Raw genomic sequence first — 14,969 nt, 5'->3', positions numbered from 1 at the left:
ACGAGTCGCGCGGCCCCTACCGGTCCCAACTCCGCGGCGCCCAGGTGGTGGTGAACGCGGCCCACACGAGCGGCGAGCAGGTGGGGTCGCCCGTTTCCTCCCACCGGGTGGCGGTGGCGCGTTGCCAGTCGTTGAGCGCGGTCACCGGGTCGGGAGCGCGGTGCGCGGTGTCGACGGCCAGCACGGTCGGCGCGAGGACGGGGGTCGGCGGGAAGCCGGGGACGAGGCGGCGCAGCCCTTCGTCGGTCGGCAGGGTCCACCTGGTCGCCGTCACGTGCTCCGCTCCGCCGTGCACCATGGCCGTCACCAGGCCGGACGGTTCGGCGAACCGGACGTCGCCGCCGCTCTCGCAGGCCACCAGGGCGACGCGGGACGGTATCCGCCACGGTCGCACGGGGCCGGGGCGGTGGCCCAGCACGATGTCGGCGGCGGTCAGGGGGCGGTGTGCGCCCAGCGGTGCGGCCCGGCCGGTGGTGTCCGCCGTGCAGGACAGGTGCAGCCGGGCGTCCAGGCCGTGCCCGCCGGTGGTGACGTGACCGACGTAGAGCAGGCGCGAGGCGGTGGCGAGGGCGCGTTCGAGGTGGTCGCGGTCGATGTCGGCGCGGCGGGTGCCGCCCAGCGCGGCCAGTTCCGGTGGCGGGTCGCCGAGCACCGAGCCCAGGCCGGAGTGGTCGGCGAACCCGGGCACCACGGGGTCCAGCACGCCGACGACCGTCCCTTGCGGATCGAACGGGGTCGGCCGACGTGACGCGGCGTTGGCGACGGTGGCGGGCGGCAGCACGGAGATGGTGGTGTCGTGCACCGCGCGCAGGCCGTCGTCGATCCGGAGCGCTTCCCACGGCACCAGGGCGGTCGACGGTGACGGCTGGACGCGCAGGTGCGGCCGGATGCCCTGGGCCAGCCAGGAGTTCAGCTCGACCGCCAGCCGGTGCGGGACCACCGCCCGTGCCATCCGGGTGGCCAGGTCGAGTTCACGGGCGTGGTCCACGAGTGGGCCGTGTGTGAGCGAGCGCCGCAGGGCGTCGTCGGCGCTCTCCCCCAGCAGCGGTAACGGCACCGCCCGTGCCCACTCGCCCAGCGTGTCGTGCACGACTTCGCGCGGCACGACGACGACGCGCGGTTCGGCCGGTTCGTGCTCCCACCGCCACGACACGTACAGGTCGCCCGCGTCCACGAACTTGAGCTGGACGGTCACCACGACGGCACCGCCCGTTCCGACCGGACCGGGAGCCCGTAGCGCTGTTCGGCCACGTCGATCCAGTCGTCCAGCGCGGTCCGCACGGCCGGGTCGGGCCTGACCCTCGGCGGCAGCTCGAACCCGGCGGCGGGGAAGGACAGGTCGGTGCCGGTGGCGAACCCGGCGGCGGCGTAGGGCAGGTGGGTCGTGGTGGGTGGTGGCGCGGGCAGGCCGATCAGCTCACCGCGTTCGACGGGGGCGGTGCTTTCGGCGCGCAGGGACACCGCGCCCGCGATGTGGTCGATGTACTGCGCCGCCAACGCCGTGTCCTCCACCGCGCGGATGGCCAGGAACGCCGACCTGGTGGCGGGTGCGGAGGCCAGGGCGACCCAGCGTTCGCGGAGGGGTCCGTGCGGGAAGCGTTGCCGCACGGCTTCCGACGCCAACGCGGCGGGCAGTGCCAGGTCCAGCGCCTTGCGGCCGAGCTGTCGTCGTTCGTTTCCGGTCGTGGCGGCGGCCCGGCGCACCAAGGCGTCCGCGCGCCACCACGCCATGCCCAGGGCGACGTGCCACAGCCCGGCCTCCTCGCACCTCGCCGACGCCTCGGCGTAACAGGCCTCGGCCTCGGCGAACCGTCCGGCCGACTCGAACGCCGAGCCGCGCACTTGGTGCACTGCCAGCGTCGCCAAGGGGGATGTGGTGGTGGTGAGGAGCGCGAGTGCCCGGTCCGAGCACCGCAACGCCTCGTGCGGCCGACCGCGCAGGACTTCGACGGCCGCCCGACCGTTCAGGCAGGCCAGGAGCCGGTTCGGGTCATCGGTGATCAGCGCTTCGGCTTCGTCGTACAGGGCGTCCGCGCGGTCGACGTCCGAGGCGAGGTAGGCCAGGCGGGCGGAGCTGAGCAGGGCGGTGGTCTCGCCGTCGACGTCACCGGTGGCGGCGCTCAGGTCGCGGGCCAGGCCGAGGTGTTCTGCGGCACCGGGCAGGTCACCGGTGGCGCTGGTGACCTCCGCCAGGGTCAGGTGGACGGACGCGGCCAGCTCGGGTGCGGCGGTGTAGGCGAGGTCCAGCGCGACCCTCCCCTCTTCCGCCGCTTCGGCGAACCACCCGCCGGTCGCGAGCACGCGGGCGCGGGTGGCGCGGATGGTGGCTTCTAACGACTCACCGCCTTCGGCCGAGGCAGCCACCACTTCGAGTGCTCCGTCCAGGTCGGTCAGGGCTTCGGGGTGCCGGGTCTGGGCGTGGCGTGCGGCGGCGCGGGAGATCAACGCGTTCACGAGCACCGTGGCCGACCCGTAGGCGTCACCGACCAGCGCCAACGCACCACGCGCCGCCTCCACCGCCTCGGTACTCCACCGCACGGCTTCTTCGGGGTGATCGGCGACTCCGGCGAGGTTGCCCGCGACTCCGGCGCGGCAGACCAGGGCTTCGATGTCAGTGGTCGGTTCCGTGGAGTCGCCGGGCGGGTGCTGCTGGGCCGAGGTCCCGCTTGGCTGCGGCGTTGGGTTTCCGGCCGGTGATCGACTCGCAGGGGGTTCGGCAGGCTGTGGCGCTGGGTTCTCTGCCGGCGACCACTGCGCTGCGGTTCCCGCCGGCGGCGCGGCAGTCTCCGCCGGGGTGCGCTGTCCGGAGGTTTCGGTCGGTTGCACGGCGGTCTCGACCGGCGGCTGGTGCGAAGCGACCTCAGCCTGCAGCACGGCAGTCGGGGCTGGCGGTTGCTGCGCAGCGAGTTCGACCTGCCGCACGGCAGTCGGGGCTGGCGGTTGCTGCGCAGAGGTCCCCGCCAAGGGGACCCCTGTTTTTATTGTGCCCGAAGGGTCTGACGTTGTGATGACTTCGTGGTAGGCGGCGGTGAAGGTGGCTTTGGCGGCGGTGCGGTTGCCGGAGGCCAGCAGTGCCGCGCCCTGGGTGTTCAGCTCCACGAACCGCAGCCACCGGGGGCCGAGGGGGTGTCTGCCGGGATTGTCGGACAGCATCCGGTAGGTCGACGCCTGCTGCTGGTCACCGGCCTCGTCGGCGAGGAGCGCCAGGTTGGTGTAGATGTTCTCCAGGTACTCGGGCGCGTGCGAGGCCGCCAAGTCGACCAGGTCGAGGGCGTCCGCCTCCGCCTCCGCCAGGCGACCGGCCATCATCAGCAGGCCCACGCGGGTGTTGCGCAGCACCACCTGACCGGGCGGGTCGGCGTCCGCCAAGGCCAGGTCGACGTCCTGCCACGCCTCCTCCCACCGGTCGAGCCACGGCAGCAGGTCGGCGCGGGACGCGATGGCGATCACCCTGGTTCGGCCCTCACCCACCGCTATCGCCTCGGTCAACAGGTCCACGGCGTGCTGCCGATCATCGGACAGGTGGGCCAGGTTCAGCAGGACCCGCGCGCGATCACTCGGCGGTGACGTGGCGAGTGCCTCGGCCCAGTCGTTCATCGCGCCGTCCGCTCGGTCACGGTCGCGGTCGGGGAGTCGAGCCGCGACCGGGCGTAGGAGACGATCGCCGCGCGACGTGCCTCGGCGGCCGGGTCCGGCGGGGTGGGTTCGGCGAAGTCCGGCGCGTACACGGTCAGCACGCGCCGGTCCGGTGGCAGCAACAGCACCGCCGCCGACACCGGTGCGGAGCCGGTGATGCGGCCCGCCGCGTCACGGCCGTCCAGCGCCACCTCGACCTCACCGAACCGTGCCGCCAGACGTGCGAGAGGAGTCGGTCCGGGCACGACGGACACCTCCAAGGCCGTACGCCCCTGTCGACGCACGACGGCCCACCGCGCGGGAGCGGCGGCGTCGACCACGCCGTGCGGCACCAACGACCAGTCCACACTGGACGAACCGGACAGGGCTGCGACGCCCGAGACGCCGTCACCACCTCCGGCGGCCAAGGCGAAGCCGGACCGGGTCGGCGCCTCGGCCGGGGCGAGTTCCACCCCGTAGTCCTCGGCGAGTGCGGCGACCTGCTCGGCCAGCCCAGGCTGGGACAGCGGTGGCGACACGACCGCCAGCGCGCGCTCCACCGCCTCCGGATCGTCCAGCAAATGCTCCACAGTAGACACCGCGACGGCGAGTTCCGCGTTCAACACAACGGGATCCAACGCGGGCACACCGGCCGTCACCGACGCCGGCCACCACGCGCGCGCCCAGGTCAACTGCGCCACCCGGCGGCACGCGTCACGGATCGGCGAGTCGACCACCGGCACGTCCACCTCCTCCGCACCGCCGAGGATCGCGTCGGCCGCGTCGCCGTAGACCTCCCACAGCCACTCGGACGCACGCACCGGATCGTGCACGCGCGCGGCGGGCACGGCGGCGTCGGTGAGAACGTCCCACGCGAGCGACGCGCCCGCCCCTTCCAACAACGCCACCACCTCGGGCGACGAGGGCCAGTCGCCGACCACGATGTCCGCACCGCGCGTCACCCTCACGCCACGGCCTCCCGCTCCAGCACCGAGCGCAACCGGTCGCGCTGGTCCAGGATCACCGACCGCAGCACGCCGTCCAGCACGTCCCACACCTGGTCGGCGGTCACGGTGTCGTGGCGCAGCTCCCGGCCGTGCACGCGGACCCACAGCCGCCGCAGGTACGCCTCCCGCACGCCGCGCACGTCCGCGCGGACCTCCGGCGGCACGGCCGACGGCATCCGCAGCACCCGGTGCACGTACGCCTCGCGTTCCCACCTCGACCGCAACCTGGCCGCGGCGGAGCCCGGTCCGCCCACCGGCGCGTCACCGGCGAGGGAGGCGGACGCGTCCCGGCCCAGCACGACCACGAGCCGGCTCTCCTCGTCGGCGAGCTGCCACGGCCCGGCCGACCGGGCGATCTCCCGCCGCACCAACGTCGGGACGTCCGCCAGCCCGGCCCGCTGGAACGCGTTGGTCAGCGGCGCGAAGAGCCGTTCCAGGATCGACCGGTCGAACGGCTTGGGCAGGTTCGCCTTCGACGCGCCACGCCCCAGCCCGGGTCGCACGGGCCGGTCGCGGTCGGTCAGCCCGTGGGCCCGCGCCACGCCGGGCAGGTCGAGGTCGACGGCGCCCGCACTGCCCGCCAAGCCCGTGACCAGGGCGCGGAACGCCTCGCGGTCGGGGGTGACGGCACAGGTGGCCAGGAACGAGGACGTCGCCACCGGCCCCGGAGCGGGTGCGACGCGGTCCGCCCACGCCGTGTCCAGCAGTCGGGTCAGCCCGTCGACGTTGGCCGGGTCGGTCACGAAATCGCGCAGCGCGGCGACGGTCGGCCCTTCCCGACCGTGCACCTCCTCCAGCACGGTCGCGGCGACGGCGGCGGCGTCCGGGCCCGGTTCGCCGTGCCCGGTGGCGAGTTCGAAGCAGCGCTGGAAGTAGAGGTCCTGCGGGTTGCCCTCGGTGATCCACCGGCGGCGGCGTTCCTTCTTCAGCACCACGAACCAGCTCGCGGTGGCGGCCAGCACCGGACCGGCGTCAGCGATGCGGGACGTCAGGGCGTCGGCGTGCGCGGCGGCGATCGCGCCCGCCGCGAACTCCGGGTTGAGCACGGGCCGCAGCACCAGGGGGTCGAGGATCAGCTTCACCGTGCGGGTCAGCGGGCGGCCCGCGGCGTTGCTCAGCGGCGCGACCGCGTCACCCAGCCCGGCCCACGCCCGGGCGACCAGCGCGCCGCGCGGCAGCGTCGCGGCTCGGGCGATGGTCACCGGCCCGAGCCTAGTGCAGTGATCGGGAACCTCACCGTGTCTTCCGACGCCCGGCAGGGCGCCTCGCGGCACCGGCCCCGCGCCCACAGCCAACCAGGATGAGGACGCGGGGCCGGCACCCCGACGCACCCGTCCGAACGCCGGAACACGGGGCAAAGGTTCCCGGTCACTGCACCAGCCGAACCGGATCACCGCTGGTGGCGGACTCGTGAACCCGGTTCCTGGGACCGGTAGGCGACGTGCGCGGCCGAAGCTTCCCCCACCTACGACACCCACGGGGGAACCGATGTACGAGACACCGCCGCAGTACCCGCCGGTGCTGCCCTACGCGACGCCGTCGCCCGCTCGCCGCCGCGTCCTGCCGCTGGCGCTGCTGCCGCTGGTGCTGTTCGGGCTGCTGTTCTTCGGCGGCTCCTACGCGGCCTCGCCCGAGCCGGATGTCGAGGTGCAGGCCGGGTTCGCGTTCGCCGAGGTCGACGGGCGGGACGTGGTGCTGGCGCCCTACTCGCGGCACGGCGCGCGGGGCATGTTCCAGCTGCTGACGCAGGACCTGTTCCAGGTGCGGCTGGCGGCGACCGATCCGGCCACCGGCGACGTGCTGTGGGACACGCAGCTGTCCGACCAGCTGATCTGGGAGGCGTCGGTGCTGGCCGCCGGGCAGCGGCACGCCTACCTCGCCACCGACTCGGGGCTCGTGATCGTCGCGTTGGCGGACGGTGCGGTGGTCGCCGAGGGCTCGGAGGTGCCGGGGCTCGGTGACGCGTTCGCCGCAGTCCGGACCGCCTATGCGTACGACCCCGAGAGCCGCCACGTGATGGCCATGAACGCAGGCGGAGAGGTGTTGGCGATCGCGCTGGACGAGGTGATGGCCGTCCCGGTCGACCCGGCCACCGCCGCGGCCTGGTCGGGTCGGCTCTCCGTGCAGCGCGGCCCCGGCGCGCCGACCTCCGCGACCGGTGTGGAAGCGGCGCTGAACGCCGGGACCGAGCGGATCGCGCTGCGGCAGGCGCCGAACGGCACGCCGGGCAGCGTGCTGGTCCGCGTCACGGCGGACGGCCGCGAGATCCCGGTGGGCCACACCGCGTTCCACGGCGCCCGGCTGGTGGTCGACGGCGTGACCGCGGTCGCCGCCGCCACCGGGCACGTGCTGGTCGAGCACCAGCGCTCGGTGAACGACCCCGGTGTCGCGCTCAGCCTGGTCTCGCTGGCCACCGGGCAGGTCACGGCCACGTTGGCGGTGGACGCCCGGGTGGACCGCGCCCTCGTCGGCCCGGACGGCGTCACCGCCCTCGCGGCGGGCGAGGTGCTCGCCGCGGCCCGCGGTGACGGCCGGGTCGTGCCTCTCGGCGTCGGCCTGGCCGACTTCTTCGGCTCCCACCGCTGACCTCTTCCCAGCTGACCTCTTCCGAAAGGACAAGACCGTGAAGGTGCTCCCCTGGCTCGGCCTCACCGCCGGACTCGCCCTCACCGCGACCTGGGTCGCGGGCGGGCTGGCGGGTGACGACGTGTCCGCCTGGCTGAACGGCTGGCTGGTGGGCCCGATCATCCTGCTGTCCGTGGTGCCGACGCTGTTCTCGCTGGGCAACGTCCTCGGTGGCGGCCTCGCGGCCCTGACCGGCGGGGTGCCGAAGGAGTTCCGCGGCGCGCCGATCGGCATGGGCACGGTGGTCGGCGTCGCGCGGACCGGCCTGTCGGTCAACGACCAGCCGCAGCTGGACATCCGGCTGGAGGTCGACACGGCGGACGGCCGCACGTTCCCGACCACCGCGCGGCAGGTCGTGGACATCACCGAGCTGTCCCTGGTGCAGCCGGGGGCGATCCTGCCGGTCCGCTACCTGTCGGACGGCCGGGCGGTGCTCGCCACCGACGCGCCGCCGCACGAGCTGCAGGCCGCCCTCGACCGCGTTTACGTGGCCAAGGGTTTCCTGACGCCGCACCAGCTGCGCATCACCGAGGAGGGCGTGGACGCCACCGCCGTCGTGCTGGACATGACCCCCACCGGCCAGACCCCGGACGGGCGGTCGGCCCTGCGGCTGAGCCTGCGCGTGACCCGCCCGGACGGCACCGCGTTCGACGTGACGCAGGACAAGAAGCTGCCGCCGATGTCGGTGCGGCAGGTGCAGCGCGGCATGGTGGTCCGGGTGAAGTACCTGCCGGGCGACGAGTCGGACGTCGCCGTCCTCACCACCCTGATGTGACGGCGCGGTGACGGGGGTTGATCCGGTCGGAGCAGCGCCGCGGCGGGCCGACCGGGTCGGGGTGCCCGAACGTGGCCCGGCGGGCAGGGCACAATGGCTCGCTGTGACCACAGCCATTCACCAGAGGATCGCCGACGAGCTCGGGGTGCGGGCCGGGCAGGTCAGCGCCGCCGTCGACCTGCTCGACGGTGGTTCCACCGTTCCCTTCATCGCCCGCTACCGCAAGGAAGCGACCGGCGCGCTCGACGACACCCAGCTGCGCACTCTGGAGGAGCGCCTGGGCTACCTGCGTGAGCTGGAGGAACGCCGGGCGGCTGTGCTGGAGTCCATCCGGTCGCAGGGCAAGCTGGACGACGCGCTGGAGGCCTCGATCCTGGCCGCCGACTCCAAGGCCCGGCTGGAGGACCTCTACCTGCCGTTCAAGCCGAAGCGGCGGACCAAGGCGCAGATCGCCCGCGAGCAGGGCCTGGAACCGCTCGCCGACGGCCTGCTGGCCGACCCGACGCAGGACCCGCAGGAGGTGGCGAAGGCGTACGTGACCGAAGAGGTCGCCGACGTCGCCGCCGCGTTGCTGGGCGCGCGGGCCATCCTGGTCGAGCGGTTCGGCGAGGACGGCGACCTCATCGGTGAGCTGCGCGAACGCATGTGGACCCGCGGCCGGCTCGCCTCCAAGGTCCGGGAGGGCAAGGAGGAGGACGGCGCGAAGTTCGCCGACTACTTCGACTTCTCCGAGCCGTTCACCAAGCTGCCCTCGCACCGCATCCTCGCGCTGCTGCGCGGCGAGAAGGAAGAGGTGCTGGAGCTCCAGTTCGACCCGGCCGACGAGGACGAGCCGACCGGCTACGAGGCGCGCATCGCGTCCCGGTTCGGGGTCGACAACCAGGGCCGCCCGGCCGACCGCTGGCTGGGTGACACGGTCCGCTGGGCGTGGCGGACCCGGATCCTGGTGCACCTGGGCATCGACCTGCGGTCCCGGCTGCGGGCGTTCGCCGAGGACGAGGCCGTGAAGGTGTTCGCGTCGAACCTGCGCGACCTGCTGCTGGCCGCGCCCGCGGGCACCCGGGCCACGATGGGCCTGGACCCCGGTTTCCGCACCGGCGTGAAGGTGGCCGTGGTCGACGCGACCGGCAAGGTCGTCGACACCGACGTGATCTACCCGCACGTGCCCGCGAACCGGTGGGACGAGTCGATCGCCAAGCTGGCCGTGCTGGCGAAGAAGCACGCCGTGGACCTGATCGCCATCGGCAACGGCACCGCGTCGCGGGAGACCGACAAGCTGGCGGGCGACCTGCTCAAGCGGCACCCCGAGCTGAAGCTGACCAAGGCCGTGGTGTCGGAGGCGGGCGCGTCGGTGTACTCGGCGTCGGCGTTCGCGTCGGCCGAGCTGCCCGGGATGGACGTGTCGCTGCGCGGCGCGGTGTCCATCGCGCGCCGGTTGCAGGACCCGCTGGCCGAGCTGGTGAAGATCGACCCGAAGTCGATCGGCGTCGGCCAGTACCAGCACGACCTGGCCGAGTCGAAGCTGTCGAAATCGCTGGACGCGGTGGTCGAGGACTGCGTGAACGCTGTCGGCGTCGACCTGAACACGGCGTCCGTGCCGCTGCTGACCAGGGTCTCCGGCATCACCGCCGGGTTGGCCGAGAACATCGTGCAGCACCGCGACAGCAACGGCCCGTTCCGCTCGCGGCGGGCGTTGAAGGACGTGGCGCGGCTGGGCCCGAAGGCGTTCGAGCAGTGCGCGGGCTTCCTGCGCATCCCCAACGGCGACGACCCGCTGGACGCCTCCGCCGTGCACCCCGAGGCGTACCCGGTGGTGCGCCGGATGCAGGAGCGCGCGGGCTCGGAGCAGCTGATCGGCAACACCGCGGTGCTGAAGTCGTTGCGGCCGGACGACTTCGTGGACGACACGTTCGGCCTGCCGACCGTCACCGACATCCTGCGCGAGCTGGAGAAGCCGGGGCGCGACCCGCGGCCCGCGTTCAAGACCGCGGCGTTCGCCGAGGGCGTCGAGAAGATCGCCGACCTCAAGCCCGGCATGGTGCTGGAGGGCGTGGTGACGAACGTGGCCGCGTTCGGCGCGTTCGTGGACGTCGGCGTGCACCAGGACGGTCTGGTGCACATCTCGGCGCTGTCCAACACCTACGTCAAGGACCCGCGGGACGTGGTGAAGTCCGGTGACGTGGTGCGGGTGAAGGTGCTGGAGGTCGACATCCCGCGCAAGCGGATCGGGTTGACGTTGCGGCTGGAGGACGAGCCGGGCCGCAAGCCGCCGCGGGAGCAGCAGCGTGACGGTCAGCGTGGGCAGCGTGGTGGCGGGCAGCGCGGTGGCGGCGGTGGCAAGCCGCGCCAGCAGGAGCGTCCGCCGGCGAACGGCGCGATGGCCGAGGCGCTGCGGCGCGCGGGGCTTGGCGGGGCCCGGTAGGGGTACCCGGCGGCCATGAGGGTCGTCGTCACGGGTGCCAGCGGCAACGTGGGGACGGCCCTGCGCCGGGTGCTCGCGGATGCGGGCGACTCGGTGGTCGGAATCGCCCGACGGATCCCCGTGCGTTCACCTGGTTGGGTGACGTGCGATGTGGGTGCGCCGGCCGCCGAGGTGGTGTTGAGCAGGGCGTTCGCCGGTGCGGACGCGGTGGTGCACCTGGCGTGGGCGGTGCAGCCCACGCCGGGTGAGCCCGACATGCGGCGGACCAACATCACCGGTAGCGCGCACGTGCTGCGTGCGGCGGAACGCGCCGGTGTGCCGCACGTCGTGGTGACGTCGTCGGTGGCGGCGTACACGCCCTCGGCCGGTCCGGTGGACGAGGAGTGGCCGTGCGGCGGGGTGCCGGGTAGTGCGTACAGCGCGCAGAAGGCCGAGCTGGAGCGGATGGTCACCGGCCGGGCCGGGGTGGCGGTGGTGCGGCCCTGCGCGATCGTGCAGCCGGACGCGGGGGGCGAGGTGGCCCGGTGGGTGCTGAGCCCTGTGCTGCCGGCCCGGGTGCTGGGGCGGCGGTGGCTGCCGGTGCCGTTGTGGCGGAGGTTGCGGGCGCAGGTCGTGCACGCGGAGGACGTGGCGCGGGCGATCCGGGTGGTCCTGGCGCATCGGGCCGGTGGTGCGTTCAACGTGGCCGGCGACCCGCCGATGGGCGCGGGTGAGCTGGCGTCGGTGTTCGGCGGGTTCCTGGTGCCGGTGCCGTTGCCGGTGCTGCAGGCGGTGGCGTGGCCGACGTGGCGGCTGGGCGTGCAGCCCGTACACCCCGGGTGGCTGCGGCTGGCGGATCAGGCGTCCCTTGTGGACTGCTCGCGGATCAGGGCGTTGGGGTGGGAACCACGGCACGCGCCGCGGGAGGCGTTGGCCGAGTTCGTGGCGGCGGTCGCGGAGGGGCGCGGCACGTGGGGTCCGCTCGCGCCGCGTGAAGTGGGACGGTGGCACCGGTTCGGGTTCGGCCGGCCGGTGCATCAGAGCCAGGGAGACGTGCGTTGAGCGAAGTCGTGGACGCGGTGGTCATCGGATCCGGCCCGAACGGGCTGGTGGCGGCGAACCTGCTGGCCGACGCCGGGTGGGACGTACTGGTGCTGGAAGCCGCCGAGGAGCCCGGTGGGGCGGTGCGCACGGCCGAGTTGACCGAGCCAGGGTTCCGGCACGACCTGTTCAGCGGGTTCTACCCGTTGGGCGCCGCGTCGCCGGTGATCTCCGGGTTGGGTCTGGAGCGGCACGGGTTGCGGTGGCGGCGGGCGCCGGAGGTGCTGGCGCACGTGCTGCCGGACGACCGGGCGGTGGTGCTGTCGCAGGACTTGGACCGGACGGCGGCGTCGGTCGAGGCGTTCGGCGCGGGTGACGGTGACGCGTGGCGGGCGGAGTTCGCCTTGTGGCAGCGGGTCCGGTCGGAGCTGGTCGAGGCGTTGATGCGGCCGTTCCCGCCGGTGCGGGCCGGGGTCGGGTTGGCGGGCTCGTTGGGGCCGGGTGGTGCGTTGCGGTTCGCGCGGTCGTTCCTGCAGTCGGTGCGGGCGTTCGGGGACGAGCGGTTCTCGGGTGAGGGCGCGTCGTTGTTGTTGGCGGGCAACGCGATGCACACCGACCTGGGACCGGATCAGGCCGGTGGAGCGGCGTTCGGGTGGTTGCTGTCGATGCTCGGGCAGGACGTGGGGTACCCGGTGCCGGAGGGTGGTGCCGGTGCGTTGACGCGGGCGATGGTGCGGCGGCTCGGCGGTGTGGTGCAGTGCGGGCGGGCGGTGGAGCGGGTGGTGGTGGCCGGCGGGCGTGCGCTGGGGGTGCGTGACGCCGGGGGTGGGTACGTGCGGGCGCGGAAGGCGGTGCTGGCGGACGTGCCGGCGCCGGTGCTGTACCTCGGGTTGGTGGGGCCGGAGCACCTGCCGGGGCGGTTGGTGTCGGACCTGGCGTCGTTCGAGTGGGACGACGCGACGATCAAGGTGGACTGGGCGTTGAACGGGCCGGTGCCGTGGACGGCGCCGGAGGTGCGCGGGGCGGGAACCGTCCACTTGGGAGGGGACTTCAACGGGTTGGCCATGTCGAGCGCGGAGATCGCGTGCGGGCGCGTGCCGCGCCTGCCGTTCGTGATCATGGGGCAGATGACGACGACCGACCCGACGCGGTCACCGGCGGGTACGGAGACGGCGTGGGCGTACACGCACGTGCCGCGGGGTGAGCGTTGGGCGTCGGATCGCCTGCGTCGCCGTGCCGACCGGGTGGAGCAGCTGATCGAGCAGCACGCGCCGGGGTTCCGCGACCTGATCCGTGCCCGGGTCGTGCACGGCCCGGAGGACTTGGAGACCCGCAACCGCAGCCTGGTGAGAGGTTCGATCAACTCCGGGACCGCCGCCATCCACCAGCAGCTGGTCTTCCGCCCGGTGCCGGGCCTGGGCCGTGCCGACACCCCGATCGACCGCCTCTACCTGACCTCCGCGTCGGCCCACCCGGGCGGCGGCGTCCACGGCGCTCCCGGCGCCAACGCCGCCCGCGCCGCCCTGACCCGCAACGCCCTGGCCGGCGACGCCTACCACCTCCTCCTCCGCACCCTCCACCAAACCCTCTACTAGCCCGCGTGTCGAACGCTCAGGTCCCGCGTGTCGAACCTCCAGGACCCGCGAGTTCTACAGTCGCGTCACGCCGGCGGGGACCTGAATGTGGAGTTCGGGGGTCCCGAGCGCTCGACACGCGGGACCTGGAGGTTCGACACGCGGGGTCAGGGGGTGTGTTTGCGGGTGGATTGGGCGGCGAGGCGGGTCAGGGATTCGCGGTTGCGGGGGATCAGGAAGAGCGATTGGGCCGGGGTGGGGAGGAGGGAGAGCGGGCCCTTGATCGCCTCTTCGGCCATGGTGATCTCGCAGCCTTCGGAGGCCGGGGCGAGGGTGAAGCGGATGCGCGCGGCGCCCAGCGGCCACAGGCGGGCCTCCAGTTCGAGCATCCGGGGCGGGTCGACGTCCAGCACCGTGGTCACGTCCTGCACCGCCACCGGCCACGCGCCGACGCTGTGGTGGATCCGCGTACCGGTACCCGGCCAGCCGGCGTCGACCTCCCGGATGTGCGCGGCGCCCACGACCCAGCCCGCGTAGGACCAACCATCGGCCAGCACCGCGAACACCTGCTCCACCGACGCCGGCACCACCAAGCGCACCTCGATCATGCGCCTCGGATTCCCCGCGTAAACCGGCGGAAACTACCCGCCGGGGCTACTTCGCGCGGGTGCCCTTGAGCTTGACGAGGTCGGACTCGAACAGGTTGGCGATCACGGCCAGCCCACCGGGTGTCGCCGGATCGGGCCGCGCGACGTAGGACTGCGTCGCGGACGGCCGGCCCACCAGGGAGAACCGGAGCTGCCCGGTCAGGCTCTGGGTGTCCACGTTGTTGGTGTCCTGGAACGCGCGCAGCACGCCGTCACGGGTCAGGTCACGCTCGTCGCACGCCTTCTGCAGGATCGCCGCGAACGCCACCCCGATCACGTACCCGTGGTCCACCGACCCGGTCGGCTCCAGGTCCGGGTACTTGCGGGTGAACGCCTCCGCCACCGCGCGCGGCCCCGGCAGGTCGGTGGCGAACGGCGCGATCGGCGACACCACCAGCACCCGCTTCACCACGGCCGCCGCCGCTGGCGACTCCAGGATCAGCGGGTCGTACCCGGCGGCGTTGACCAGGAACGGCACGTCCCAGCCGAGCCGCTCGGCGGTGGCCACGGCGGTCGCGGTCTGCTGCGGCGACGTGCTCAGGAACACCACCTTCGCCCCCGCCGCACGCAGCTCCCCGACCTGCGCGGCCACGTCCGCGGTCTCCGGCACGGCCTTCGCGACCAGCTCCATGCCCCACTGCTCGGCGGCGAACGTGCTGCCTTCCACGGCGTTGCGCCCGTAGTCGCTGTCGACGTAGACGTGCCCGATGGTGTCGCCCGCGCCGATCGCGCCGGACCGCTTCACGTGGTCCAGCCCGTTGATCACGTCGAGGTCGTAGGTCGTGCCGACGACCATCATGTGCGGGTTGCCGAGCAGGCTCGCCGACCACGACGCGGGCGCGGCGATCGCCCTGGTCTGCATCAGGTCCGGCTCGATGGCCTCGGTCATCGGCGCGCCGGTGATGTCCATGAACCCGAGCACCTGCGGCTCCAGGTCGAAGTACGCGTTCAACGCGCGGTCGACGTCGTAGCCGTGGTCGGCCTGCTCGAGCTCGACCTTGCGCCCGCAGATGCCGCCGCGTTCGTTCAGCTGGCTCAGGAACAGCTCGTAGCCCTTGATCCGGATGAGCGACGTGGCCGAGAACGGTCCCGTCATGTCGGTGAGCACGCCCAGCGAGATGGTGTCGTCGGTGACGCCAGGGCCGGTCTTGATCGGCGCCTCCTCCTCCGCGCCGCACCCCGCGAGCAGCACGGCGAGCACGGTGGATCCGATGACGAGGTTGCGAACCAACGGGACTCCCACCACTCACGTTACCGACGGGTAAGGAGTATTGACAGAAGTCA

11 protein-coding genes are annotated in these 14,969 nt (G+C 73.4%); 5 read left to right on the top strand and 6 right to left on the bottom strand.

The window, feature by feature from the left end:
- Positions 1-16 precede the first annotated feature (16 nt).
- Genes B0I31_RS24640 through B0I31_RS24625 form a run of 4 tightly spaced genes read right to left on the bottom strand, consistent with a single transcriptional unit; the run spans position 17 to position 5,824 of the window.
- A complete protein-coding gene (locus B0I31_RS24640) occupies positions 17-1,195 on the bottom strand; it encodes a CHAT domain-containing protein (protein WP_146173924.1) in 1,179 nt (392 codons plus the stop codon).
- Entirely contained in the window at positions 1,192-3,597 is a 2,406-nt protein-coding gene (locus B0I31_RS24635) for a tetratricopeptide repeat protein (protein ID WP_106617738.1), read from the bottom strand. The genes B0I31_RS24640 and B0I31_RS24635 overlap by 4 nt, the downstream gene beginning before the upstream one ends.
- The gene (locus tag B0I31_RS40775; RefSeq protein ID WP_181320323.1) at positions 3,594-4,583 is read right to left on the bottom strand and encodes a hypothetical protein; all 990 of its coding nucleotides are present in this window, start codon (positions 4,581-4,583) and stop codon (positions 3,594-3,596) included. The genes B0I31_RS24635 and B0I31_RS40775 overlap by 4 nt, the downstream gene beginning before the upstream one ends.
- On the bottom strand, positions 4,580-5,824 hold the full coding sequence (locus B0I31_RS24625) for a hypothetical protein (protein ID WP_106617737.1): 1,245 nt from the start codon (positions 5,822-5,824) through the stop codon (positions 4,580-4,582). Before B0I31_RS24625 ends, B0I31_RS40775 begins: the two co-directional genes overlap by 4 nt.
- Positions 5,825-6,110: 286 nt before the next feature.
- On the opposite strand from B0I31_RS24625, the gene B0I31_RS24620 reads away from it, so the two are divergent.
- The 5 genes from B0I31_RS24620 (at position 6,111) to B0I31_RS24600 (ending at position 13,059) form a co-directional block, all read left to right on the top strand.
- Positions 6,111-7,208, top strand: coding sequence for a PA2928 family protein (locus tag B0I31_RS24620; protein WP_106617736.1), 1,098 nt, complete (start codon positions 6,111-6,113; stop codon positions 7,206-7,208).
- Between the two features lie 37 nt (positions 7,209-7,245).
- Positions 7,246-8,022: a hypothetical protein gene (locus B0I31_RS24615; protein WP_106617735.1), complete on the top strand. Its 777-nt coding sequence runs from the start codon at positions 7,246-7,248 to the stop codon at positions 8,020-8,022.
- Between the two features lie 103 nt (positions 8,023-8,125).
- The gene (locus B0I31_RS24610; RefSeq protein WP_106617734.1) at positions 8,126-10,444 is read left to right on the top strand and encodes a Tex family protein; all 2,319 of its coding nucleotides are present in this window, start codon (positions 8,126-8,128) and stop codon (positions 10,442-10,444) included.
- A 15-nt stretch (positions 10,445-10,459) separates the two neighbouring features.
- Positions 10,460-11,485: an NAD-dependent epimerase/dehydratase family protein gene (locus tag B0I31_RS24605; RefSeq protein WP_106617733.1), complete on the top strand. Its 1,026-nt coding sequence runs from the start codon at positions 10,460-10,462 to the stop codon at positions 11,483-11,485.
- Positions 11,482-13,059 (top strand): phytoene desaturase family protein, encoded by a 1,578-nt coding sequence (locus B0I31_RS24600; protein ID WP_106617732.1) that lies wholly within the window; start codon positions 11,482-11,484, stop codon positions 13,057-13,059. Before B0I31_RS24605 ends, B0I31_RS24600 begins: the two co-directional genes overlap by 4 nt.
- A 146-nt stretch (positions 13,060-13,205) precedes the next feature.
- Here B0I31_RS24600 and B0I31_RS24595 read toward each other — a convergent pair whose 3' ends face one another.
- On the bottom strand, positions 13,206-13,646 hold the full coding sequence (locus B0I31_RS24595; protein WP_106617731.1) for an SRPBCC family protein: 441 nt from the start codon (positions 13,644-13,646) through the stop codon (positions 13,206-13,208).
- A gap of 46 nt (positions 13,647-13,692) precedes the next feature.
- The gene (locus B0I31_RS24590) at positions 13,693-14,916 is read right to left on the bottom strand and encodes an ABC transporter substrate-binding protein (RefSeq protein WP_146173923.1); all 1,224 of its coding nucleotides are present in this window, start codon (positions 14,914-14,916) and stop codon (positions 13,693-13,695) included.
- Positions 14,917-14,969 lie beyond the last annotated feature (53 nt).

This window comes from Saccharothrix carnea (assembly GCF_003014735.1).
GTDB lineage: Bacteria > Actinomycetota > Actinomycetes > Mycobacteriales > Pseudonocardiaceae > Actinosynnema > Actinosynnema carneum.
This window is presented reverse-complemented; position numbering and strand designations above follow the sequence as displayed.

Coding starts and splice junctions, on each gene's coding strand:
- B0I31_RS24635 (WP_106617738.1), bottom strand. CDS start 3,597: ATGAACGACTGGGCCGAGGCACTCGCCACGTCACCGCCGAGTGATCGC.
- B0I31_RS24595 (WP_106617731.1), bottom strand. CDS start 13,646: ATGATCGAGGTGCGCTTGGTGGTGCCGGCGTCGGTGGAGCAGGTGTTC.
- B0I31_RS24605 (WP_106617733.1), top strand. CDS start 10,460: ATGAGGGTCGTCGTCACGGGTGCCAGCGGCAACGTGGGGACGGCCCTG.
- B0I31_RS24620 (WP_106617736.1), top strand. CDS start 6,111: ATGTACGAGACACCGCCGCAGTACCCGCCGGTGCTGCCCTACGCGACG.